General features: G+C 44.4%; 26 protein-coding genes and 1 pseudogene. 1 reads left to right on the top strand and 26 read right to left on the bottom strand.

Annotated features, from left to right (window positions below; translation table 11 throughout):
• Window positions 1-7: 7 nt before the first annotated feature.
• From Q337_RS0103225 to Q337_RS0103120, 23 genes and pseudogenes are all read right to left on the bottom strand, one after another.
• Window positions 8-1780 carry a hypothetical protein gene (locus Q337_RS0103225; protein ID WP_026470364.1) on the bottom strand — a complete coding sequence of 591 codons (1773 nt, stop codon included), beginning with the start codon at window positions 1778-1780 and terminating at the stop codon, window positions 8-10.
• 141 nt (window positions 1781-1921) lie between these two features.
• Complete coding sequence (locus Q337_RS0103220; protein WP_026470363.1) at window positions 1922-2224, bottom strand: hypothetical protein; 303 nt, start codon at window positions 2222-2224, stop codon at window positions 1922-1924.
• Window positions 2225-2352: 128 nt separating this feature from the next.
• Window positions 2353-2724 carry a hypothetical protein gene (locus tag Q337_RS0103215; RefSeq protein ID WP_026470362.1) on the bottom strand — a complete coding sequence of 124 codons (372 nt, stop codon included), beginning with the start codon at window positions 2722-2724 and terminating at the stop codon, window positions 2353-2355.
• Window positions 2700-3149 carry a hypothetical protein gene (locus tag Q337_RS0103210; RefSeq protein ID WP_026470361.1) on the bottom strand — a complete coding sequence of 150 codons (450 nt, stop codon included), beginning with the start codon at window positions 3147-3149 and terminating at the stop codon, window positions 2700-2702. The genes Q337_RS0103215 and Q337_RS0103210 overlap by 25 nt, the downstream gene beginning before the upstream one ends.
• Window positions 3150-3158: 9 nt before the next feature.
• Entirely contained in the window at window positions 3159-3722 is a 564-nt protein-coding gene (locus Q337_RS0103205; RefSeq protein ID WP_026470360.1) for a hypothetical protein, read from the bottom strand.
• A gap of 2 nt (window positions 3723-3724) precedes the next feature.
• The gene (locus tag Q337_RS0103200) at window positions 3725-4222 is read right to left on the bottom strand and encodes a hypothetical protein (protein ID WP_051526519.1); all 498 of its coding nucleotides are present in this window, start codon (window positions 4220-4222) and stop codon (window positions 3725-3727) included.
• A gap of 3 nt (window positions 4223-4225) precedes the next feature.
• On the bottom strand, window positions 4226-4435 hold the full coding sequence (locus tag Q337_RS0103195) for a hypothetical protein (RefSeq protein ID WP_026470358.1): 210 nt from the start codon (window positions 4433-4435) through the stop codon (window positions 4226-4228).
• Window positions 4436-4788: 353 nt separating this feature from the next.
• A pseudogene (locus Q337_RS19315) lies at window positions 4789-5319 on the bottom strand (hypothetical protein); the annotation flags it as partial.
• The gene (locus Q337_RS16590; RefSeq protein WP_228133068.1) at window positions 5319-6434 is read right to left on the bottom strand and encodes a hypothetical protein; all 1116 of its coding nucleotides are present in this window, start codon (window positions 6432-6434) and stop codon (window positions 5319-5321) included. The pseudogene Q337_RS19315 and the gene Q337_RS16590, both read right to left, overlap by 1 nt.
• A gap of 2 nt (window positions 6435-6436) precedes the next feature.
• The gene (locus Q337_RS0103180) at window positions 6437-6712 is read right to left on the bottom strand and encodes a hypothetical protein (RefSeq protein WP_026470357.1); all 276 of its coding nucleotides are present in this window, start codon (window positions 6710-6712) and stop codon (window positions 6437-6439) included.
• Complete coding sequence (locus Q337_RS18250) at window positions 6709-8040, bottom strand: phage tail-collar fiber domain-containing protein (protein ID WP_026470356.1); 1332 nt, start codon at window positions 8038-8040, stop codon at window positions 6709-6711. The genes Q337_RS0103180 and Q337_RS18250 overlap by 4 nt, the downstream gene beginning before the upstream one ends.
• An 83-nt stretch (window positions 8041-8123) precedes the next feature.
• Window positions 8124-8963, bottom strand: coding sequence for a macro domain-containing protein (locus Q337_RS0103170; protein ID WP_026470355.1), 840 nt, complete (start codon window positions 8961-8963; stop codon window positions 8124-8126).
• A gap of 11 nt (window positions 8964-8974) precedes the next feature.
• Entirely contained in the window at window positions 8975-9538 is a 564-nt protein-coding gene (locus tag Q337_RS0103165) for a TIR domain-containing protein (RefSeq protein ID WP_026470354.1), read from the bottom strand.
• A 94-nt stretch (window positions 9539-9632) separates the two neighbouring features.
• The gene (locus Q337_RS0103160) at window positions 9633-11624 is read right to left on the bottom strand and encodes a Hint domain-containing homing endonuclease (RefSeq protein WP_026470353.1); all 1992 of its coding nucleotides are present in this window, start codon (window positions 11622-11624) and stop codon (window positions 9633-9635) included.
• Between the two features lie 8 nt (window positions 11625-11632).
• Entirely contained in the window at window positions 11633-12175 is a 543-nt protein-coding gene (locus tag Q337_RS0103155) for a hypothetical protein (protein WP_051526518.1), read from the bottom strand.
• Window positions 12168-12977, bottom strand: a complete 810-nt coding sequence (locus Q337_RS0103150) for a hypothetical protein (RefSeq protein ID WP_034279169.1) — start codon at window positions 12975-12977, stop codon at window positions 12168-12170. Before Q337_RS0103150 ends, Q337_RS0103155 begins: the two co-directional genes overlap by 8 nt.
• Entirely contained in the window at window positions 12974-13900 is a 927-nt protein-coding gene (locus tag Q337_RS0103145) for a hypothetical protein (RefSeq protein WP_026470350.1), read from the bottom strand. Before Q337_RS0103145 ends, Q337_RS0103150 begins: the two co-directional genes overlap by 4 nt.
• 36 nt (window positions 13901-13936) lie before the next feature.
• On the bottom strand, window positions 13937-14083 hold the full coding sequence (locus Q337_RS18755) for a hypothetical protein (protein ID WP_156935689.1): 147 nt from the start codon (window positions 14081-14083) through the stop codon (window positions 13937-13939).
• 85 nt (window positions 14084-14168) lie between these two features.
• Window positions 14169-14546, bottom strand: a complete 378-nt coding sequence (locus Q337_RS0103140) for a hypothetical protein (RefSeq protein ID WP_026470349.1) — start codon at window positions 14544-14546, stop codon at window positions 14169-14171.
• Window positions 14547-14630: 84 nt separating this feature from the next.
• Window positions 14631-15449: a hypothetical protein gene (locus Q337_RS18245; protein ID WP_051526517.1), complete on the bottom strand. Its 819-nt coding sequence runs from the start codon at window positions 15447-15449 to the stop codon at window positions 14631-14633.
• Window positions 15450-15530: 81 nt separating this feature from the next.
• The gene (locus tag Q337_RS0103130; RefSeq protein ID WP_026470348.1) at window positions 15531-16244 is read right to left on the bottom strand and encodes a hypothetical protein; all 714 of its coding nucleotides are present in this window, start codon (window positions 16242-16244) and stop codon (window positions 15531-15533) included.
• Complete coding sequence (locus Q337_RS0103125; RefSeq protein ID WP_051526516.1) at window positions 16244-16714, bottom strand: hypothetical protein; 471 nt, start codon at window positions 16712-16714, stop codon at window positions 16244-16246. The genes Q337_RS0103130 and Q337_RS0103125 overlap by 1 nt, the downstream gene beginning before the upstream one ends.
• The gene (locus tag Q337_RS0103120; protein ID WP_026470346.1) at window positions 16707-19118 is read right to left on the bottom strand and encodes a lysozyme family protein; all 2412 of its coding nucleotides are present in this window, start codon (window positions 19116-19118) and stop codon (window positions 16707-16709) included. The genes Q337_RS0103125 and Q337_RS0103120 overlap by 8 nt, the downstream gene beginning before the upstream one ends.
• A 111-nt stretch (window positions 19119-19229) precedes the next feature.
• On the opposite strand from Q337_RS0103120, the gene Q337_RS0103115 reads away from it, so the two are divergent.
• Window positions 19230-19928, top strand: coding sequence for a DUF6904 family protein (locus tag Q337_RS0103115; RefSeq protein WP_026470345.1), 699 nt, complete (start codon window positions 19230-19232; stop codon window positions 19926-19928).
• A 3-nt stretch (window positions 19929-19931) separates the two neighbouring features.
• Here Q337_RS0103115 and Q337_RS0103110 read toward each other — a convergent pair whose 3' ends face one another.
• The 3 genes from Q337_RS0103110 to Q337_RS0103100 are packed head-to-tail and all read right to left on the bottom strand — an operon-like array spanning window position 19932 to window position 22339.
• Window positions 19932-20696: a hypothetical protein gene (locus tag Q337_RS0103110; protein WP_026470344.1), complete on the bottom strand. Its 765-nt coding sequence runs from the start codon at window positions 20694-20696 to the stop codon at window positions 19932-19934.
• A 57-nt stretch (window positions 20697-20753) separates the two neighbouring features.
• Window positions 20754-21620 carry a hypothetical protein gene (locus Q337_RS0103105; protein WP_026470343.1) on the bottom strand — a complete coding sequence of 289 codons (867 nt, stop codon included), beginning with the start codon at window positions 21618-21620 and terminating at the stop codon, window positions 20754-20756.
• 8 nt (window positions 21621-21628) lie between these two features.
• Window positions 21629-22339 carry a helix-turn-helix domain-containing protein gene (locus tag Q337_RS0103100; RefSeq protein ID WP_026470342.1) on the bottom strand — a complete coding sequence of 237 codons (711 nt, stop codon included), beginning with the start codon at window positions 22337-22339 and terminating at the stop codon, window positions 21629-21631.

The following is a 22339-nucleotide window of genomic DNA, read 5'->3' as shown; positions in this document are numbered from 1 at the left end:
ACTGCCCTTACTTGGCTGGTGGGTCAAATGGAATGGCTGGTGCATTAACCACTTGTAGCACCGCACACTGGTCAGCGTAGCGTTCCAGCGGGTTCAATTCCGCAGCCATTTTGCCGTGAATATCCATCACCAACTCACGGGTATCGGCAAACGCTTCACGTACCACAGGCGGGTTAGGGATATGACCAACCAATGGGTTGCGCACTGGCTCATTCCCTTTACCAATCAGCAGCATTTCAAAGGTCTTATTGTCGTCAGACTCTTCAATAACACCCTGCGCATTAGGCGTGTGATAAACATCGGTGCCATCAGCCAGCGTACCGATACGCACAATTTCGCCATACGTTGAGCTGACACCAGTCGGTGTGAACTTATCAGCAGACAGCGTAGTGAAGAAGATTTCACCGTTGTCGCCCACGTACAGGTCAAAGCTGGTAGTTGCGCCACCTGAAGCACGGCGGATACGACGCTTACCTTTCTTAATGACTTTGAGCACTTCGGCAAACAAATCACCGGTGGTATTGGCAACGGCAGACAAATTACCAGTTACACCACGCGACATATCAAAGTAGCCACGACCATTTAAAACAGCGCGTTCTTTCACTTCTTTGAGCAATCGAATGGTTTGTTCCAAAAAGAACTTACCTTGCATAATTGATAATGCAGCACCCACAAAGCCCAGGTTTAATTCATTGGCCAGCTGGCTTTGTGTGCTGTATGACGCATTAACACGCATGGCAAATGGCGCAGCCACCAGTGAGTCATATTCCGCTTCAACGCTCACACCAACCGGATTGAGCTTGAATTTCTTGTTAGCGTCACGGGCTTCAAAATTGGCAACCAAGGCCACTTCGATAGAAGCACCAGCAGGCAGTGCCCCATCAAGTGTCACACTAATAGAGCTGGTATCCAGATTGATAGTGCTGCCAGTGAGTTTGTAAACTGTGTTACCAACTTTTACGCCCTTCTGGTTTGGAATCAGGCTAATCTGGCCTTTATCAACAGACAGCAGGCGGTCATCACGGGTATGACCTACTTCCATGCCATTGATTTTTACAGATACCAGACCTGACCAGAATGGCAGCAACGGCGTAGCGGTGTCTGGAGTTTTGGCTTTAAAGTCGTCATAGCAGGTATGGGCAACTACGCTGTAAGTATTACCAGCGCCTTTAGCCATTGCAAAGCGGAAGCGGCCTTCAGCATAGGGTTTTGCGGCATTTTCGCCGTCCAGATATTCACCTGCACCCATTGCACCAAACGCCGTATCAGTAATAAAGCGCATGGCCACCAATGGCACTTTAACTGACTGATTATTGTTGGGAATCAGCGCAAAAATAGGCAATGCATAGGCAATGACGTTTGCAATGGTCGCTACGGTCAATGCTGGCACGATACTGGCCTGCTCATATTGCAGGTTACTGATACTATCGAAACCAGCAATCGCTTTGCTTAAGTTTTCAGGGTTAATTGTGCTTGCTTGCAGGCCTGCACCTAACGCACTGGCAATGACTGACGGATGAGGCAATTGGCCGCCATTACGCGCTTGATATTGTTCAACACCCCAGCGCACTGCATTATCAATATTAGCCTGACCTTCTTCACCAATCGAATCAAACAGGCTTTTTACCAGGTCTGGACGTGATTCAGGGGCAATGGCAATACTGTCAAACTGAGCAATTTCAGTTGCATTAAAGCCACCATAGTAATAATTCGCGCACTGAGCAATTTGATCCTGCTGCTCTTTATACGCCTTTTCGATTTCTGCACTTAAAACGGTCATTTTACATTCACCTTTTGCCGATGTTGGCTTTAACTCAATGAATGCAGAATGACATAGCCAAAAAACGCTAAATGAGGCTGGTTCCAATTGCATCAGGCATAAAAAAGGCGCTGTTATGCGCCTTTTGTTCACCTGGTTTAATTAGCCACTCACACCGCTGGACACATAAATTTCCACGTTATTCCCTGCAGTGACCACATAACGAATATTATCCCAGGTATGTTGACGGTATGGCACATCATCAGGAACCCCAGCTGTAACCGTGACAATCGGTTCCCAGTGTGCATCATTGTCGATATCGGCATCCGGTTTATTACTGCCGGAAAACTCAACCACTGCCCCGGCGCCAATCACCTGGTAATTAAAAATAGCAGACGTGCATTCAGTTGCGACTGCTTTATCGCCTATATTTTTACCGGTTGTATTAAAAATTAAAAAAGCCATTACTGTTCTACCTGTATTAAGTATGGTTATTATGCAGTTACAGCAGACATGCTCAGGCAGCAGGTTCCAGCGATCAGAATAAGTAATGAGTCGAATAAATGGATTATTCAGCTCATCTGGTGAGTTGATTATAGCGGCTGATAGTCTTGGCCATAGTAAAAACTGGCACGGCCAAATACCCGGACACTGGCATAAAAACAGCATGAGAGGCTGTAGCCATTGGCTTTTTTATGCCAGGGTAATTGGCGGCAATCAATGAGCATGGCCTCAAAGAATTTACGGTCATACTCTGCCCGTTCTTCTTCGGTGCACCCAATGTAGTAGCCAAAGTCATGGTGTTGCCAGCTGGCAGAATTAAAAAACCAGTCTGACAGCATAGTCATGGCTTTGCGTATCGGTGCGGGTGCCCATGATGGCCCGACACCATTGCAGATTTTGGCAAGCTGTTCCGGTGTTGCATCTTTATAGCTAGGTCTTAAAGTGTGCTTGCTGCTATCCATGCTTCCCTCAAATCATCTTCGTTTAAGGTAAAAGGTGGAGCATTATCCCCATAAACATCTGTATACAGAATTTCAAACATTGGGGATAAACGTCGCCATTCAAATAAAGATTTGTCCCAAAAATAAACTGTTCCCCCTTCATATTGGGAATAAGCAGACTTAAACATCTCTCTACCTTCATCTGTAGTAGCCAAAGCAATGATGTCCAAGGCGGCTTTAATGAGGGGGACAAGCCCAACCCCAGCAACCATTAGTTTAAATTGACGTGGTTCTAAGTCAGGCATTGGCATTTCAAAGTTATCAATGATGGCCTGCACTGCGACTTCGTCATAAATAAGAGTATCAATTCCACTTGGGTCTATCTTGTAACCTGCGTCAGCAATTTTGGTTAGCAACTCATCACAAAACTTATTTTGAAAATCCATGTATTACTCCTAGGGATTAGCTGCAAAACCCAAGCATTGCTCAGGGAATACATAGCCGTAATTATTGGTAGCGCTAGTACTACCTACTAAGGTTGCAACGCCACTAGACATTACGTATTTAATATAAGGTGCGGCTGATGTTGAAAAGTTGCCAAAATTATCACTATAAACTAAACAGGATAAAGGATAAGTCCCATTAAGATTCTCTAGTCCTTTAAGTTTATAGGCTGTAGGAATAGTCAGAAATGGGTTTGTGTTACCGTTACCACTCGTGTTTCTTAAAGCACCCCGAATATAGATTCGTCCTGAAGTATCTTTCCCTAATTGTAAAGGCCATGTGTTATCTGTTTTGAAACCAGAAGTCCAACCCGTCATTACAGCAATAGTTTCCCAAGTAATATTGGAACTGCCACCACTGGCAGGTGTTTTCCAAGTCAAATCATTTGCTAAAAACTGTCCTGCCGCACCATTGGTAGGCAGTTTGTCTTGCTTAAGCGCAATAGCTTGTTGCAGGCTTTTTGAGATTTCCCCAGCCCTGGTAAACCCTGCCTGAACTAACTGGATAAGGTTCATGATTAGGCACCACTGGCAAATGCCGTATTAATCGTGGCCACAAAATCTACGCCAGTGATATCACCTATATCCGCAGCTGATGCAGCACCAATATTTGTACGAGCCTGCGCTTGCTGGGCGGCTGTAAAACTCTGTGCAGCCATTGCACTAACCAGTCCTGCATCGGCCTGTGCTACTGCTAAAATGGCATCCTGTAATTCTTTTAAGGTATCACTTTCAGGATTTGCCCCATTGATAATATCGGCTTTGGTTTGATTCAATAACGCCAGAATCTTATCACTGGAATAAGTCTTACTACTGGACGAAGCATTATCATCAATTTGCGATAAACCTGTTAGTCCAGCATGGACCTCATTAATCGCAGCAACCAAGTTTGCCTTAGTGCTGGTGTTCAGGTTTACGGGGTCGCCCATCTTGCCTTTTAAATCATCCCGTACACCTTTAAGTAACTGAACAAGGCGTACCATCCCTGCTGCGGTTAGTTCCGGTAAAGTAGCCATTTATTAAATCTCCATGGTGGCATTAATCAGGCCAACAAAATCCGTTGAATCATTGAGCGCGTTATTTAAAACTGTCAGCTCGTCACGCTGCTCATCAATCTCAGTATGAATTGCATCAAGGGCAGCTTTTAAATCCGGTTGATCTGTCAGAATGCCTTTAATCTTGCCCCAGCGTGGTGGTGGCGTCAGGTTGATCGTTGCTTTAACTGTCATTCATCCACTACCTTAAAAAACATGACCTGCTCACCCAGAACCACATCACTCTGTTTTAAGACAATATCAAGCTGAACATTGCCCAGCGGCCAATCCTGCGTTGTTGTCAGGCTCTCTAATAGCACCTCGCCCTTGCTGTTTACCTGGTCGCTATCTGGTGTGGCCTGCAACGTCGCAATAAGCTGTTTATTGGCCGTGCTTACTGTTGCAGTGATCAGCATGTCAGAAGTAATAGCGATAGGCTCATTGTCCGCTTCATTATTAAACTGCACGGACAGCGCCAATATTTCGCCACGTTCCAGTTGAATCAACTCGCCACAGCTGATAACAGCACGCTCTACTACTTCACCATTGACCGGCGGCATGCCCAGTTCATCACGGCGGTTTAGCACGTACTTTGTGCCAAAATCAGCCATTAACGTCTGGCCTGTCATACCGACAATCTCAAACCAGACCATAAACCCGGCATAAATCATCAAGCCCAGCAAATCACCTTCATTCAAAGTTAGTGACGTGGGTATTTGCTTGATTTGCTCACTCTTGCTTGGCAAATTTTCGTCATACAGTTCAATTTGCGCAAAAATAGTTAAGTCCGATGGATTGACCATGCTTTTGTTTTTATGGATGGCCCCACCGTTAAACCGGTCTGCCAGCACATAGGCAAAGCCCAAATGATCGTAGGCATAGTTCGGCTCATCAGACACCGATACAGCATTGGCTTCAAATGACAGTGGATCCGCTGGCACATCCTGATTGGCCGTGTTGTTGTAAACCACGCGCTTACGCCAGACCTGTGCCGGAATACCAGAAACCGCGGTCATCACCACACGGCGCGCGGCCATGCGACGGCCATTGGCAACCCGGTTGACTGCTGAATTAAGCATTATTGGGTCCCTCGTTTAAAAATTTCATATTGCTGCTGGCTAATGACGCCATCAGATAACAATTGATCTAAACGCCGGGCAGCACTTTGCATGACCTGGCGTTCAGCCATGGTGTTAAATTCCTTGGTTAATGCACGTAATTCCTTGAGCTGTTTGGCATACATTTGCTTGGCCACTTTCTCAGCACGGCGCATCATTTCGCGCTCGGCATGCTGCAAATTGGCCTTGATGGGCTTGGCGCCATTGGCCTGCTGTTCCAGTATTTCCTTGGTTTGTTTTGTCGTTGGCTTGGTACGGGCACCCAGCTGCTTTGTCCGGTCTGCCTCTACCTGTTTTTTAAGATACTGGATGCCAAAAGGTGAGATAATCCATTGCATCACGCGCAGGACGTGCTTGCAGGCCACACCCGACAAATGCGGGTTACGGACTTTGGGAAAGCCGCCCTCTTGCCGACCTAGGCCATAACCGCCAATAGTTGCCATATAGCGATACCAGAAGGTATGCCGACCACAATCACATTCAAACTTTAAATTCCCATACGCCAATCGGTTTTTAACGGTACTCACCGCTTCTTTATGAATGTTAAAAACCACAGATTTGAAGTTAGAAAACTCCACTTCCACATGGTGATTAACGACTTTACTGTGTGGCCCGGCATTGGTGACAAAATGAATTAAACCTGACTCGCGGCTAACAGGGACAACCGTGTGAATTTCTTCATTAGCCCGGTCTATATCTTCCTGACGACTCAGATTGATAACACTTTGCGGGGTAATCCCTTTGCTGTACTGGTCTTTCAGCAGCAGGATATTTTCCTGAAATGCCAAGATGTCATCACGGGTAATGCGGCGCGGCGCCTCGCCCTTGCCTTGCCCTAAAGTGGTGTATAAGACCCGCTCTACATCGTAATTTTCGCCCTGTGCAATATCTGCCGGACGCAAAAACATGGGCTTTGGAATCTTGCGACCACTGTCGTCATATTCGACTTCTTTTTCTGCCTGTGCCCGCTGGCGCGTATCAGCACCCCGGCGTGAGCGTACATCACGGCGTGCACCACGTTTGATGGACTCTAAAAGCTGCTTTTGCGCGCGCCTGATGTCATCTGGACTAGCCACTGTTATTCCTCCAGATATTCACGGCGCAGTGCCATTAATTCAGCAGGTTGCAGTAAGGCGATTCGCTGTTGTGGTAGTACTTCCCATACACCCGACACACCACAAGCCACATTAACCACATTGGTATGCTCTTCCGTGCCATATACCCGATAACTGAGCAATCCGGGCTGGATAGACTCATCGGGCTGCACATCCCAGACAATGAGCTTACTGGCATCCCCCTGCCGCTTAAGCTGCTCAATGCGGTTGCGTACGGCATTTAAATAATCATTGATCATTGCACGCACCGTACCGCAAATTTTTCAACGGTTAAAATGGAACGCGCCGGGCTACCACCATCCGAATTAACAGATACCGCAACTCTTAAGGCAAGTCTTAAATCATTCGGTGTAAAACCGTTTGGCTTAAATAATGAATAAAGGTCATATCCATTGTCGAAGCGGTATGTCGTGTGGCCAACATTAGAGTTATTTGGCCAGCCGCCTGCGACTTGAGCCAGATTTAAAGGTACTTCAGCAAGAAGATTGTTGTGTTCATCATAGAAACTTAATGCAACACTTAATCCCGACCAGCTGGTATCACCTTGTTCTGCAAAGCACCCAAACTGAATGAACCCACTGAGCTTGAGCATAAAGCCGGTTTTATTATTGTTATTGCCAAATGTGATACCCCCAACATTGTAGTTGGGTGAAGGGTTAACCACATTGATATAGGGGTTATTTAAACAGCTTCCGAGAGAGAGTTCATAGCCAATCACATTATGGTTAAAAGTACCTGATGCTGAACCTTCACTTGTCAGATACGGCTCAGTATTGTTCAGATATTTTGCGATAAAAACACTTTGCTGCCGAATTGCTTCCCAAACTGCCGCTGCACGCTCATTGATTTCATTTTGAATTGCAGTCGCGCGAATTTGTCGTTCTTGCTCAAGTGCATTTTCCGTCGATACTGATAATGCATAAATATCATCTTCTAATGCATTATCCGCATTGCCACGCGCCTGGGCTTCAGCTGCATCAGCATTAGCACGCGCTTGTGCCTCTGCTGCGATCAATGCGGTAAGGTTGTTATGCTCAAATGCGTTTTGAGCAACATGATTATCAAAATCCAGCTTTTTGGCATACTGGGGATGAGGGTTTTGATGGGCCAGATGCTGATTCATCAGAGCAATAGCAACAGGGGTATTCGGGTCAATCATGATCTGGATGTTGCTAAAATCCACATCTACAAATGTCAGGCCGATGGTGACGATGGTCACGATATTAGTGACCAGCTGAATCAATGGACTATTGCCGGTTACAGCAGCAACCGCAAACAACACACCAGTATTGGTATATAAACCCACCTCAAAGATATCGGCAGTAATCGTTGCTTCAATATTGACAACAAAACGTAAGGTATGGGATGTGGCATCAACGCCACCACCATTTAAGGGATAACGGGCCAATTCGTTGGTCAGGGCGGTTTTTGTATTGGCAGCGGTTGCCCCATTGTATTTAGCTGAACCGACCGCGATATGGCTCAATGATACATGCAGGTCAAGATTTTCTGCATCAATTCCAGCATTACGGCCAACATCGGTTAAGTAGAATTGAAGAATTGCCATAGCTCACCCATTTATTCACTATGGCAATGATAGAACCACCCAAACACAAGGATTTAGGCAGGTTCCATAAGTAATAATTAAATCTAAAGACTATTTGCAGTGTTTTTGATTTCCAATAAATTAATTTGATTAATTTTTGCATTATGAATAATTATGGACAACTTAGCAGGATACTTAAAGCGCATTTCACTAATTTTAAAAGTCCAGATCATAATCTTAAGTAATTCCTCATCACTTATGTTTTTATGTTCCTTAATTCGTGTAATACCAGAACCAAATATAGGTACTGATACACTTTTTTGTGCATATACCTTATTAACCTTATCCCAGAAATTTATTAAAAATTCAAGGTATTCAGGCATCGTTAGGTAAGCTCTATTATGCTCATCAAACTTTGAAAAAGCGGTTAAAATATAATCCTCAAAAACAAATATCGTTCCGATTTTATATTTAGTTTTCTTTCCATAAGGACGGTTTTGATTACTACCAATTATTTCGTTTTGCTCAAATGGATAATTTTTGATTTTATTATCTAATTCATCTATTGATATTCTTATATGTTCTTTAAGAAAGATACCATTAATAGACCTCTCATTAACTAAGACCTCATCAACTACTGTATCAAAATATTCATTAAAACTTATAACTTTATAATCAGGTTCTTTAAATAGATCACCAACTTTAATATTAACATCACTTTCATCAATTTTTACAGTAATATCTTTTAAAGCATTAGCTTCCCTCCAGCTTCTTTGATATATAAATATTAAAACTAAAATAAATATTCCACCAAAAGCAATTTTAATTTGCTCAGGAATTGAAATAAATATAAGCACCAAGGATAAAATCGTACTTATCGTACTAATTCTTACCAAAAACTCGTCAATTAATTTTTTATCGTAAAATTTAACTTTATTTTCCATAAGTGAACTTCTTAAATATATTTTGCAGGTGAGCCTTTAGAGTTAATCATAAACATTCTATTACTTAATCCATCTTTAATAGTTTCTTTCTTCATAGGTAAATGTAATGTTGGTACTTTATGCATTGAATCTCTAAGAATTGGTAATTTTGCCCATAAGTTTTTCACAGCTAATCTAAAAGTATTATTCTTATCAACAATTTTATCAATATTATCAAATTCAGGATAAATTATGATAACGGGTAGACCTAGAGTATTTATTCCATAGTCAATCTCTTCTCTTAAAGCTCTTGAATTACCAGTAAAGTCACTCAAAAATAAGATAATATTTTTAGATAAGCGTAGTCTGTTTCGTAGTCTAGGCTTGAGCGTAGATTCCCAATCACTACTATCTCGCACACTATATGTTGCAGCATGAGCATCGCTGAAGGGGAAAGTGGTATCCTTTCCTTTCCATGCTTTTAACATCTGATAATGACAGAAATCATGTGTAGCGAATGCCCCTAACGCGCAAGGGTTAAAAGGTTCAGCCACATAAAACGCACAATAGTTGTGGGTTCTCAGTCCATATTCCATACTTATGTCCATTAAAGATTTATAGACCAATTTACCTTAAAATCTGATTGATTGTAAATTAATGTTAAAATTTATAATTACATATTGGATATTTTTATAATTGCTCTTGTGCGGCCTGCCTTAATCGCTCAAAACGTGATGCTTTAGCGGCCTGTTCCTGTCCTTCTGGTGTATCCACATCCAGCGCGGCTTTCTCGTACGCTTCGGTGTAATGCACATTCTCAAGAAAGAAAAACGCCAGCGCGTCGCCCATATCCGGCGACTTGATACCCTTACGCTTCATTTCATCCTTACCCAGCAGCTTGTAGCGTGAATGCTCATCAAAGCCATAGGGAATTTTAATAATCTGGTTTTGCAGCTTTACTTTGTACTTGTTGGTTTTAATCTTGAATCGGCCATGCTCAATGGCACGTTTTAGGCACACATAGGCCAGCGCCCGCTTGTTGTAATACTCTTTGCGGTTATCCTCGTTAAAGCAGCCACCGCCCCAATACACAGGCAAATAATAGATGCCATGCTGTTGCAACAACTGGCCAAGACCCTTACCTGCGCCGTTATCATCGACCACAAGTAAAGCATTGGAATAATTTTCCAGCAGCTCACTAATAATGCCAAACAGTTCAGTAATATTGTCCTTGTTTTTACACAGCGGGATTTTTTCAACTTCAACCCGCCTTGCCCGCTCGCCCCACTGATCTTCACCCCAGACCTTGCCCACACAAATAACCGAATCATCCCGACCCACGCCGCCGCCGACGTCTACGGTAATCACATAGCCAAACTGGTGAATCTCTTCAAAAATTGAGCTACCAACGTACATATCTTCTGACATACGCTTGGTAATCAAAAATTCATCGGCTAAATCAGGAAATTCACCGAGCACACGAATTTTGTACTGGGCATCATCACGGCTGCCGTATTTCTGGCGCTGCTCTTCAAGGGATTGCTCAGATACAAGCGGCGACTCTTCACCATTAAAGGTCAGCGCCATCCATATACCGTCTGAGCGGTGACTTAAGCCATGGTGTGTTTCATAGAACATGCCAGCGTTACGGGTCGGCTGTGATGTCATCACCGCCCGGTTGTCGGCATGCGTTAATGCACCCAGTACCACGTCCCAGACTTCATCTGGAATACCGCTGGCCTCATCACCCCACACCATGTAGTTATCGCCATGGTTCCCCGCCAAGTTGGTTGGCTGGTGCTTCGGTGCGGTTTTGGCAAAGACGTGCCATTTTTCCTTATAGCCTTTAACGTAGACCATTTCAGTCTGATAGCCGACATATTCTGCCAGCCATGCCAAAGGGCCGCTTTTAAGGCGGCTCAGGTTGATACTGATTTCTTTCCAGACTTGTTTTTTCAGCTGCCCGATTTGCGGGGCAGTAAACATCATGATGGATTCATCAAAGAACAGTAGGTGCCAGAGCGCCACAATGCCCGCACTGGCGGTTTTACCGGTGTTGTGTAGCAGCATGCCATCAGCGCCTAGAAACGTGGCGTCACCGTCCAGCACGAAGCCGTAGTAATCCCCTACGCCTAAGGCCGTGGCACTGGTGATGGCAACAGGCTGATATTTTTTATGCTTGAGTTGGTAGGCCGCAAACTGGCGCTTGGTATCTTCCGGCCATGTGAGCCATTTGGACACTAGCACTTCCATTTTGTCGCCAGCTTTCCAGCCGTTCTTTGTTTCTAGCGACACCAGGCACAAAATATGTGACCGGTTATAAACGTGACTGACGCCATTGGCATAATTAAAGCGGTACAGTTCCTGCTGGCCGCGCACAACATGGGTGATCTCACGGGGCGATATCCCATCGCTACCCATGATCTGATCATCTATTGTTATTTTTTCAACGCGCTTCCATTTGCCGTTAAACAGCCGGATTTTGGTGCCTTTACCAAAACAGCCGTGACCTGACGCAACCGATGTACGGCTACCATCAAACTGGACAGATTCAAATAGTAGTTCTTGTTGCCATGTGGGCGTAATGCCCAGCGCCTCAACCGCGAAAGCATAAATGTCATAGCGGTAGCGTACACACAGCTCCCACCATTCAGGTATGTCTTTTAGGGGTTTTAACGCCATGCTGCCCCCTAGATGCTAAAAGGCAACATCGAGGTATCTATGGCTTTGGCATCTATCCCCTGTGCATGTGTAATACTATGGCTGATCGCAACACGCTGGCTGGCCCACACGCAGAGCAATACCGCAACGTGACCATTGTTTAAGCTGCTGCTGTCAAATTCCTGTTTTAAGCCCTTTTCATCAACCTTACGCACCTGCAGCACGGTTTTCGGGTTATAGCGGTTGAGGGATTTTTCAATATCAATCAGGCCGGCCCGGAATCGTTGCTGGTACACCGTGATAACCGAAGCCAGGTCTTTTTCAGGATTAAACGGCATATCCCAGTTTTGCACCTGGTGGATGGCGTCCGTCACGACAATGGTATTGGCCTTTAATTCCGCAGGTACCGGCAGATTGGTGTAAATTTCTTTTTTCTCAATCCGCATTTCCCCAGTGTCTTTAAAACAAACAGCCAGAATACGGACAGGTTCACCGTTAAAGCCCATGACGCGGCTATCAATGCGTACAATCTCATCAGCCGGATTAATTTCATTGGGAGTCACCTTAATCATCAAGCTGCTCCACGGTCACAATACCAGTTTCAGGATCCGCCAACACGCGGGTATGGCCAACGTCAAAGGCATCGGCCTGTACAACCACTGAATCATTAACCGGCGGCTTATCTATTGGCGAACCGTCAGGGTTGTATCCATTGCCCACCGTGTTATCAAACTGCCCGCCAAGGCCCAGTACCTGAGGTACATAACCCACCAGCTGCGCGTCAACAGTGAATATAGACAGGTTGATGGCTTCACTGGGTACAGGCGTAGGGAAAAGCTCATTTTCAAGTACGGTGAATGGACTAGGCCGCTTAATCCCGTCGCCAAAATCAAACTGCACGGCGATACGACGTTTGATGTCATCTGTAACGTAGGCACACACCTGATCACAGATAGAACGGGCATCGTGAGGATTGGTAGCAAAGAACGCGATTTGTGCGCGAACTGTCTTGGGAATGAGCCGCATTTTTGCAGGCTTGCCCGAAATAATGACATCCACAAAATAGGGCACATTGGGCAGTTGGCTGACGTTGGGCGGCTGGTCAACAATGGCTGTAGCCGTCAACATGACCGGCATAAACGCAGTCGCACCGCCAGCCACCGCTGCATTCTGGGCTTTGCGGTATTCGGCAAGCATGGCCTCGGCATCATCCATCATGCGGCCCGGGCAGGATTTAATGGCATGCCCCAGTACCCGTTGTTTCCATTCTGCCGTTTGCTGGGTTTCAGGCATGTACCACGCCCGAAAATCAATCAGCGTTTTATACCAGGCATCCTGAATGGCCTTGAGCGGATCAGCAATGGCGGCACTCATGAGCGCATACCAAATGAAAACAGCCGGGGTTTTTTCTTCGCCGGTTCAGTTCGTGTGCGGGTGTCATAAGGATTAATAGCGCGCTGTAGCAACTCATCTGCCTCTGCACACACTGAATCAAATGAGCGAATCTCACCAACCATACCCGTGTACAGTTCGGCCTGCCGCTGGGCCTGCAAGTTCTCACGCTGTTCACGTCGCGCTTCCTGCTGTGCCATGGCTTCAATATGGTCATATGCACGTTCTGCATGCTGCAACAAACCCAATTGCGCATTGATGTTCTGCATGTCACTTAAGATTTGCTGTTCTAGCATCCGGGCAATTTGAGCATTAGCCGGGTCAAGCTGCTCAACATTGGTCAGACTATCAAAACAGGCAACCCCACTATCAGCTGACACATCCTCAGGCAAAAACAGGCCGTCATAAAGCTGGCCATCACCAACATTAGTCGTGTAATTTGGTTGCAGCACATAATCAAAGCCAAAAAAACCAGATACCTGTTTCGGCATGGTAAATTGCTTAAAATTAACCGCTGTACTAAACCCACCAACCTGAGCCAGATATTGCTCACGCGCCCACTCACCCGCTTCATTGGTCGTAAACTCAGCACGATGGGTAACGTCACCATTTGCATGCGCTTTAATTTCAATGGTTTTAAACGCAGGTGCCAAGTAAACCATCTTGCCTTCAATGACAATGGCTTCAGGTGGCCGCATGCCATAGCGCTGGCGAATGTTATGACCGCAGTAGCCCCATAATTTGCCTTCATCAACCAGTTCCTGCACACCGGAACTATTGATCAAGCGAATCATGGACTGCATATCGACGTTGCTACGGTCAGGGCCGTTGTGTTTCCAGCCCCGGTCATGCAAGTTATAAGTAATCGGCTTGGTCTTTCTGCCCCTTGGTTTTGGCGTTGTCATAAAAAAAGCCCCAATATCTCATTAGGGCTTATTGTGTCACTCAGGATTTATGCTAAATCTGGGCGGTTCCAGTGGCTTGGTTATCGTAGGTGTTGTTAATTTTTCCTGCATCCTATCAATCACGCTGATCAAGGCAATAAAGGCTCGTTGCAGGAATGAACGACGTACAGAATGCTTAAGCATGATTTTAGTCCAATAAAAAAAGGGTCCTTCAATGAACCCTTAATTTACTGACCATACTTTATTGAAAAGCTGGCGTGTTCCAGTGTTATCGTCGTCGGGATGAACGCGAGGTGCTATAGGAACGTGAGCTGGAATATGAACGCTTGAAATAACTGGCGCGTTTAGGCTTGTGGTATACGTTCACCACTTTATTCACTACTACCGTTTTGTGGACTGCCGGATATGAGCGACCGCCATAATCCTGAGCGTGATACTGGTTTGCCTGATTGTTGCGATTGGCGAGCATATAACCGGCTACTGCCCCGGCACCAGCAACCAGTACATCATTGTTATTAATGCCACCTTGTTGAGCCTGTGCCGTTGCTGGTGTTTCATTATAAGTAGGGTGATAGTTATTATCACTGCATGCAGTAATTGCCAAACCAACCATAAGACCAATTAAACCAATTCGTAATTTACGCATAATCTTTGACCTAAATAAAAAGGACTCTATGAAAGAGTCCCTAATGTACTTAGCTCAAATTGGCATCAATGAGGCTGGTTCCAATCAATGTTGATTTGATTCTTTTTTCATCTCATCATTAGATTTACATAAGTCTATTGCCTGCTCAAGCAACTCGTTCAAATCGCTATTATCAATAGGCTTATGTTTCTGGACCTTTATACGTTCCTGAAAACACTCAAGCGCAGACTGCATATAATCCAAGGCCAGCTTGTTTTCATCACAAGGCTGCTCACTATCCAGCACCTTCGTACGATCAATAAGAATGGCCAGCAGCAATTCATTGGTTAGGCCATTTACCCCATTAACTGCCGGGTTGCCAGCCTGGAATTCAATATCAATGGTACGCAGCTCATTAACATCAACCATATAGGTACGGCCTGCTAAAAGCTTGTATTTCTCGCCACTGATCTCAACAGAAGTTGGGGACAATACCCGGCGGCCGTCTGCATCCTCATAAATGGTTTCACCATCCAGATCCGCAATTTTCGTTTTTGCTACGGGTGTTAGCTTATCTAAACCAGCCTTGGCCAGTGATGTTTTTAAATCAGTCTGAGGGACAATACTGGGTTTAACTTCCGGCTTTGCCCACTTCCTAGAAAGCTCTTCTAAGCCTGGTTTATATTTTTCACAACCGGTCACATAAGGCTTAAATAATTCATCAAATTTCCCATGCAATTTACGGATATCTTCGCGTAGTGCTTCTAATGGACTGTATGAAGGCATAGGGAAAGTTTCAAGCACAAAAGGCGGTTTATCATAAGTACGACTTGGCTTGAGATAGCGCAAAATCCCTGTGCAAATTAATACAAGGGCAATACCAATAATGAAGCCCAACCAGAAAACCAGATCATTTAAACTCATATTGCATCACTCAATCAAAATTTGAGCAAACACGGTATCAATCTAAGGTCTGGCTAAATCTGGTAGGTTCCAATTGTTTAGTTATAACTTATTTTTCTCTAAAAAACGGCTTACATCTTCTTGAGAGGCTGGCTTGCCAAACATGGTTCCACACGTATAAAACTCAAGTTCAAGGCCTGGTAGGTTAGCCCCACCCTTGTAATAAGCCACATAAATAACCGGCACTTCTTTTGAAATGTTTGATGCATTTTTATATGAGAACTTTATATTGTCGGCCATTCCCTTAAAGGCGATTACATCACCTTCTAAAACCCTAGGGGAGTGCTGAAAGGCAATCAAAGCATAATTATCTGACAAGCCATTAAAAGAAATACTGCATTTGTCTTTATCAGAGTCTTTTAACAAGTTGATTAGGGCAACATCATATCCATCTTGCTTAAAAATCTGATTAACAAAGCCTACTCCCTTAATTTGGGCATTTTTCTCTAAATCCCCGAACATTAATCCGCGAAAAATCTCATTATGATTTAAGTAGGCAATACCAGTATTCATAAAGCTTTCTTCGGTATGAACGGCTTGCCAATCTTCGCTTACTGTAGACTCATCAGGTGTAGTATTTTCACTTTGCTGTGGGACTGTTTCACGTACAGCCTGACTACCAGTGTCATCCGTATGGAGTATTTCTTGATGATTTGCCTTCTGTGAGGACTGAGTATAAATAAAATAAAGATATCCACCGATTAAAGCTGCCAGACCAATAATCAGGGCAGTTATAATTATTACTTTTTTATTCATTATTCCGATGCTACCGCTTTAATCACTTTAAACTGATCATTATTCACGACACTATAATTTGTAGAACTGCCAACCTCATTATAATTATCATCAAAGTCTGATTTACGAGTGATTAACAGCTTACTGTTTAACTTAAAATCCTTAATATCTTCGCCGGTTTCACCACCAAAACCTTTATCAAGTACTTGGCCCGTTCTTTTGTTGACGAAGGTATAAAATACACACTCTGTGCCACACCCCCAAGACGCTAAAACATATTCGCCTGCATAGACAGGTTTTTGTTTTAATGCCTCGGTCAAACGTGTTTTAAATACTTTTGCAGTTTGATTATTCAATAATAATTTAGCGGGTTTACCGTTGTATACCTTGGCTGGATAGTCCTTAAACTGTGGAACATTATTATCAGCATGAGCCAATATACTCACACTGCTAAGTAAAACACCGTAAATCACTGTTTTAGTATTAATCATGCTTCCCCATCCCTAACCCACCAGTAAATGCATGAGCAAGGCCCCTATTGCTCACGTTTTGGCTAATCGTATCATTATTTTGATTAACCACAACCACTTCCTTAGGTGCTGGTGATGATAAGCGCTCTTTGACTGACTCAACTTTAGGAGCAGCGCTGGCCTGCTGAGTCGCCAGATTTGTTGTAGTGGTTGAACGAGTAGCCTTTGCCTCAACCGGTTTACGCCAGACATAAACAGGGGAATCTTTGGTAATAATGGGCTTGGTCGCTTTTGGTATTTGCGCAGGCTTGATTTCAGTTGCCTTAGTTTGCGGAACAGTGGCCTGATTTGTTGCAATTTTCTCACTAAGGTCACGAATGACTGCAACGCCGCCATGCCGGGCTGTATTTAACCCATCACCATCATAGTTCCCAAAGCCTCTACTGTTTTTCTGGCTGGCCCATTGCTCAGCAACCTTATTAGTTAAAGCCTTATGGTTGCCGGTTTTAATCCACTTATCTATTTGTTGTGCCCCACCCATATAATGAATGGCAAGCCTATCTTGGGCAGCATTATTAAAAATATCGCTATCCTTTAAACCAGCCTCGGCGGCCATCTTGGCAAAAGCACCTTTGTTATGGATAAACTGATAGCGGCCCACTGCAGTGGATGTAGAACCGGCTTTCATTAATTGCCGTTGATAGGCTTTTACTTCGCCTACAGTCATTTGTGAAATTGGCTTTGACGGCTTAACCGTGGCACCACTATAAACAGCATCATAGCCTGATGTACCAAACGCCCCTTTGCGTGACTCCCCTCGGGCAATTTCATCCAGTAATGGCGCGTATTTTCCGGTAGCTGGCTGCATCATCAAACTATTAGCGCTGTCCTGCATCGTTTGCCAAAGCGTAGGCGCATTCTGTGTCGTCTTGGCCTGATATCCCTTACGCTGGTAGCCAATCTCGCCACGTTCACGCTGATTTACCCGTTCTTGAGCATCCTTACTACCCATACCAGCCAGACCTTTATCAAGAAGTGATGCGCTCCAGTCTGCAATTGAAAAGACAGTATCCTTGGTATCACTGGCAATCTCTTTGCCTTTCTCAACAATATTGTCCCAGGCTTCCTTAAAGTATGTACCCAAGCCATCAGTAAAGGTTTTCCACGCTGAAACAATGCGACCTGGTATATCAGCCTTAGTCAGATCATCCGTCCAGTTCTTGACGTATGGTGCAACCACAGTACCCAGCTTCTCGCCAGCCCATGAACCCAGCATACCACCGGCAATAGTACCGACTGGCCCCAGCAGGCTACCTAAGGCCGCACCAGCTGCACCACCAGCCAGCGAACCCACACTACCGCCCTTTTGTTCAGTGGTTTGATTTTTCCAGTCAAACAGCGAAGCACCGGCGGCCAGCGCGGTACCTACCAGTGGAATACCACGGCCAAACTTCAACAGTTTTAGCAGGCCTTTGCCACCACCCTTAAGCAGCTTGCCCAAGCCTTTACCAGCACCACCGAACAACCCACCTAGCAGGCCGCCAGCGCCGCCCAGCAGCTTGCCTGCCCGTGTACCTTTCAGATTGTCGGCAATACGCTGTAATAGCTTAATCTGGCGTCGGTTATGTTGTTCCTGTTCTCGTGGAATAGGCTCATTGCGTTTACGGCTTTTGAATAGCCCGGATAGTGGACGTAAGGCAAAGCCAGCCACCTTGCGCACAGGTGATAACAATGTGCCCAGCTCGTTAATGGCATCAACAGTCGGGTCCACCCCTTTTGAATCAGGCATTAACCCTTTAATTGCACCAACAAACCCTTTGGCAACTTTTGCAAAAAATGATTTCTGGCCATCACCAGAACCATCACCAGTAAAGCGGCCCCGTGAATCACGGCTACGGTCACTGGTTGCATCATCACCTGGTGCATTATCTGCATTCTGGCGGCTAAAGTTACGTCTTAGCGATTCTGTACTACCGATGTCAACCGTGTCGCTGTTTGGCGTAATACGGCTGCGTCCGGGTCTATTGCCCGAATTATTTGCAGTACTGCGGTTATTGGCCTGCTTAGGACTGGTCTGCTGGCTTGCCACCTGATCAACCAGGTTTATTAATTCTTCAGTGGCATTACCCATATCAACCAATGATTGATTAACGGGTGTGATGGTGCGTTGAAGGTGTTCCTCAAAATCAACTGCCGTACGTTGTGTGGCATCCAGTAAAGCACGCTGATAGGCACTTAGTGAGGGCTGCTGGCGCTCAGACTGGCCAGCAATCGCTTTAAATTCTGTAGCAGCCTGTTCCAGTATTTTGCGTATGGCTTCGACGTTGATATCAATCTTATCGATATCACGCCCCATGCGCTTCATGCCAATAATAAAACCTAAATCATCGTACTGTAGGCCGCTGGCTGATTGATTGTTTTGCATGAGTATTACCCTATTTCAACATAGGGTAATAGTGCCTGAATCAATAAAGCATCCAGACATGGCAGTTCCGGTCAGATTAATATATTCTCTTGAAAAAATTGAGGATAGACAATGCTGTTGCTTTCATTGACCCCAAATAACTTAGGCGTTCGGGTTTCCGGCACCAGTGATGAGCTAATGGCATTATGTGATGCTGCATACGATATCCTACCTGAAAATAACAATGGCAAAGATAGTCCTGATATCGCGTTTGGATGGGGCTTAGTCTATGAAGTGCAGCAGGCCGCCCAAGGTAAACGGATTGTCTATAAAAAACAGCAGCCCGTGGTTGAAAACAGCACTGTCATGATTGAGAAAATTACCTATGCCGTGGATATTCTGTTTCCACTGTTTATTAGTCAGCTACACATCATTTATTGTTATTGTGAGGATTATAATTTTAGAAAAAATGAATCCGGCTGGATGATGCGGTCACTTTGTCAGATGCTGGTGAATGAACTGGCTACCCAATCAGAAACAGTGTATGACGCCGCTGTGGACTGGCTGGACGAAACACCGCGCTTTACCCCTGATTATCTAATTTCCCATATCTACCAGGTTACTGGCAGATACATTGAGAAAACTGACAACCGGCTTGAATACATTCCCAAAATGCTGGATGACTTAAAACAACATAGCAACGCCTATAACACCACAATGAATCTGGCGATACAGGCTGCAAAGGTCAATAATTGCCATCCCTCACAAGTAGCCTTTATCAACACACAGGAAATTTTTCACAAGCTCGATAATGGCCAGTATGAGTGGTAGGGATTAGGCCACAGTGACCTTGGAAATAAGTTGAATATATCCATCAATCACATCTTTTAGTTCACTTAAACCATCCTCAAACTTATTATTTCGATAATTTTCAATCTGGTCATCAATGTCTGTACCTTCATAGTTTTGGATATCCTCTTTTAACACATCCAGATACGTTAACTCCCGTGTTGTTAAAAGATTATATCGAGATTCATATTTATGAATCATAGCTTTTTTTTCGGCATAGGTTGCATTCAAAGCATTTATATCCATTATTAACACTTCAATCTCCATTAAGCATTCATTGATTAACAAATCAAAGTCCTTAATATCTTTATCAAAAATATTATAGATTTTAAAAATTTCTATTTTTGATTGAAAATCCAACGAGGCAGATTGAGCTTTAATATGGTTTTGATAAATTAATTCAATATCCTGATGAAAAATGCCTTCAATGCCATGGGTAATAAAGATTCTATCTTTGGCAAGTCTTATTAGGTCTAGGCTATTTTTAATGGTGAGTAAGTCTTTAATGCCTTCAAATGATATATCTTTTAAAACCGATTTATTATGCTGTTCTTTCCATGCGGTCAAAGTGAATAGTAAGATGATTGGCCCCAGCAATGTAGATGCACAAACGGATATATCAACAAAATCATCTGTAGGCATTCCAACTTTAACTAGTGCAAAATACAGGCAATAGCTTAAGCCTAAAATTACGATATAAATTATTAAAAGAGCGCTTACATTTTCAGCCAGTGTTTTATCTTTGAACATCGGATTCCCCCCCCAAAGATAAAACACTATACATTGTCTTATTTTAAATCAACTGACTTAAGCCACATCTTCCTCAGGCACATCATTTTCAGGGTCGTAATCCCCTGCCTCAATGATCGCCAGCTTACGCCTAAAGGCCTCTTTCTTCTTGAGTGCCATTTGTTTCTTGGCAGCAGCCAGTTTAGCCTCTGAGTCATCAATAACCGCTGTACGGCGTGCCTGCACTTCGGACTGGTCTTTTAGGTCCTCAAGCTCCAAGCCCCAGAATATGGATTCTGCCTTGGCAATATTGCTGAGCGTGATACTTTGCTTCATGTTCAGCTCAACCACCTGGTTAATCAGGCCCATCTTAAATTTGATTTTGTTAAGTGCTAACTCTGTCGCCGCTTCATCTAGCCCCTCAAGATCAAGGTTTATAACCTCATCCCGGATATGAATAACACTGGTGATAGTATCGCCTGCTAGATCACCCAAATCAGCCAGGCGCGCACGGTTTTTCTTAATGATCAGGGCCGCAGTAAGCTGACTTACTGGCGTGTTGGTTTTTTCCTGATAACTTTGCCGATTTTGACCATTTCTTACGACGATTTCTGACTGATTTTTGACAGGTTCTTGACCATCAGTTTCTGGTTCTATATCAGCGTCTTGTGATTCTTCATGACCATCATTTTGACTAGTCAAATCACTGGTCAGTTTTTTAATCTCTTTATTGAGTTCACGGGCGTTCTTTTTGACTAATCCCTTTGCCCGTTTCTTCCATTTTTCAGTCAGTGACTTGCGGCGTACTACGGAGCCAGACGGCATATCGCAGGCCAGTTCTTCACCGACCTGCTTAACGAGATTGTCCCATGTAATCTTGGGCGAGGTTTCCCAGACCTCGCGCAATCGTGCCCAGACTTCGGCAGGATACTCAATTTTTGCCATATCACCGCCTATGCCTTCTCTTCAGCAAATAAATCTAAACCAATTTGAGGCACTTCGGGTTCATCAGCCTTGGGTAATGATGTGGATGGATATCGTTTAGTACGGTTAAGCACCAAATCCATCAGCATTTTTTGATGTAGTTCCGCTTCCTCACGCTGGTACACGTCATCAAGGGCTATTTCCAGATTTCGTATTTGTAATGCATTTTTCTGGTCACAATTACGAATACTTTCCATGACACCGATTAATGCAGGCTGAATCTGTTCATAAGCCTCTCTACTAAGACTACCACAGGCTTTTACCAGTACTTTGGCCTGTTCCAGTAAGACTACAGAGTCAGCCTTGGGAAACGAGGTAATATGACGTGCGCAGGCCATTGTGATTTGTGCCGTAGCAGCTTGAGTAAATTCGGTCAGCATATCTCCTAAACTATTATATAAAATACCAGCGGTTGCCGTGGTTTTATCCATTTCCGGCTCTACGGTAAAACCCAGAATCCAGTCGGCAGATACCACATAAAGCTCACACAACACCTGAAACAACTCTGCATCAGGCATGGTCTTACCGTTTTCGATCTCACTGATCCGGTTCTTTTGTCCACCACTGGCCCCAAAGATTTTAACCATCACCTCTTCTTGCTTGAGGCCAGCCATATCACGGGCTAAAGCAAACTTACGCCCGATCATCAGCCTACGTTGTACATCAAATTTCTTTGCCAT

The organism is Alkanindiges illinoisensis DSM 15370 (assembly GCF_000619845.1).
In the GTDB taxonomy this organism is placed as follows: Bacteria; Pseudomonadota; Gammaproteobacteria; order Pseudomonadales; family Moraxellaceae; genus Alkanindiges; species Alkanindiges illinoisensis.
Note: the sequence above shows the minus strand (reverse complement) of the source record. Positions and strands in the feature narration are given on the sequence as shown.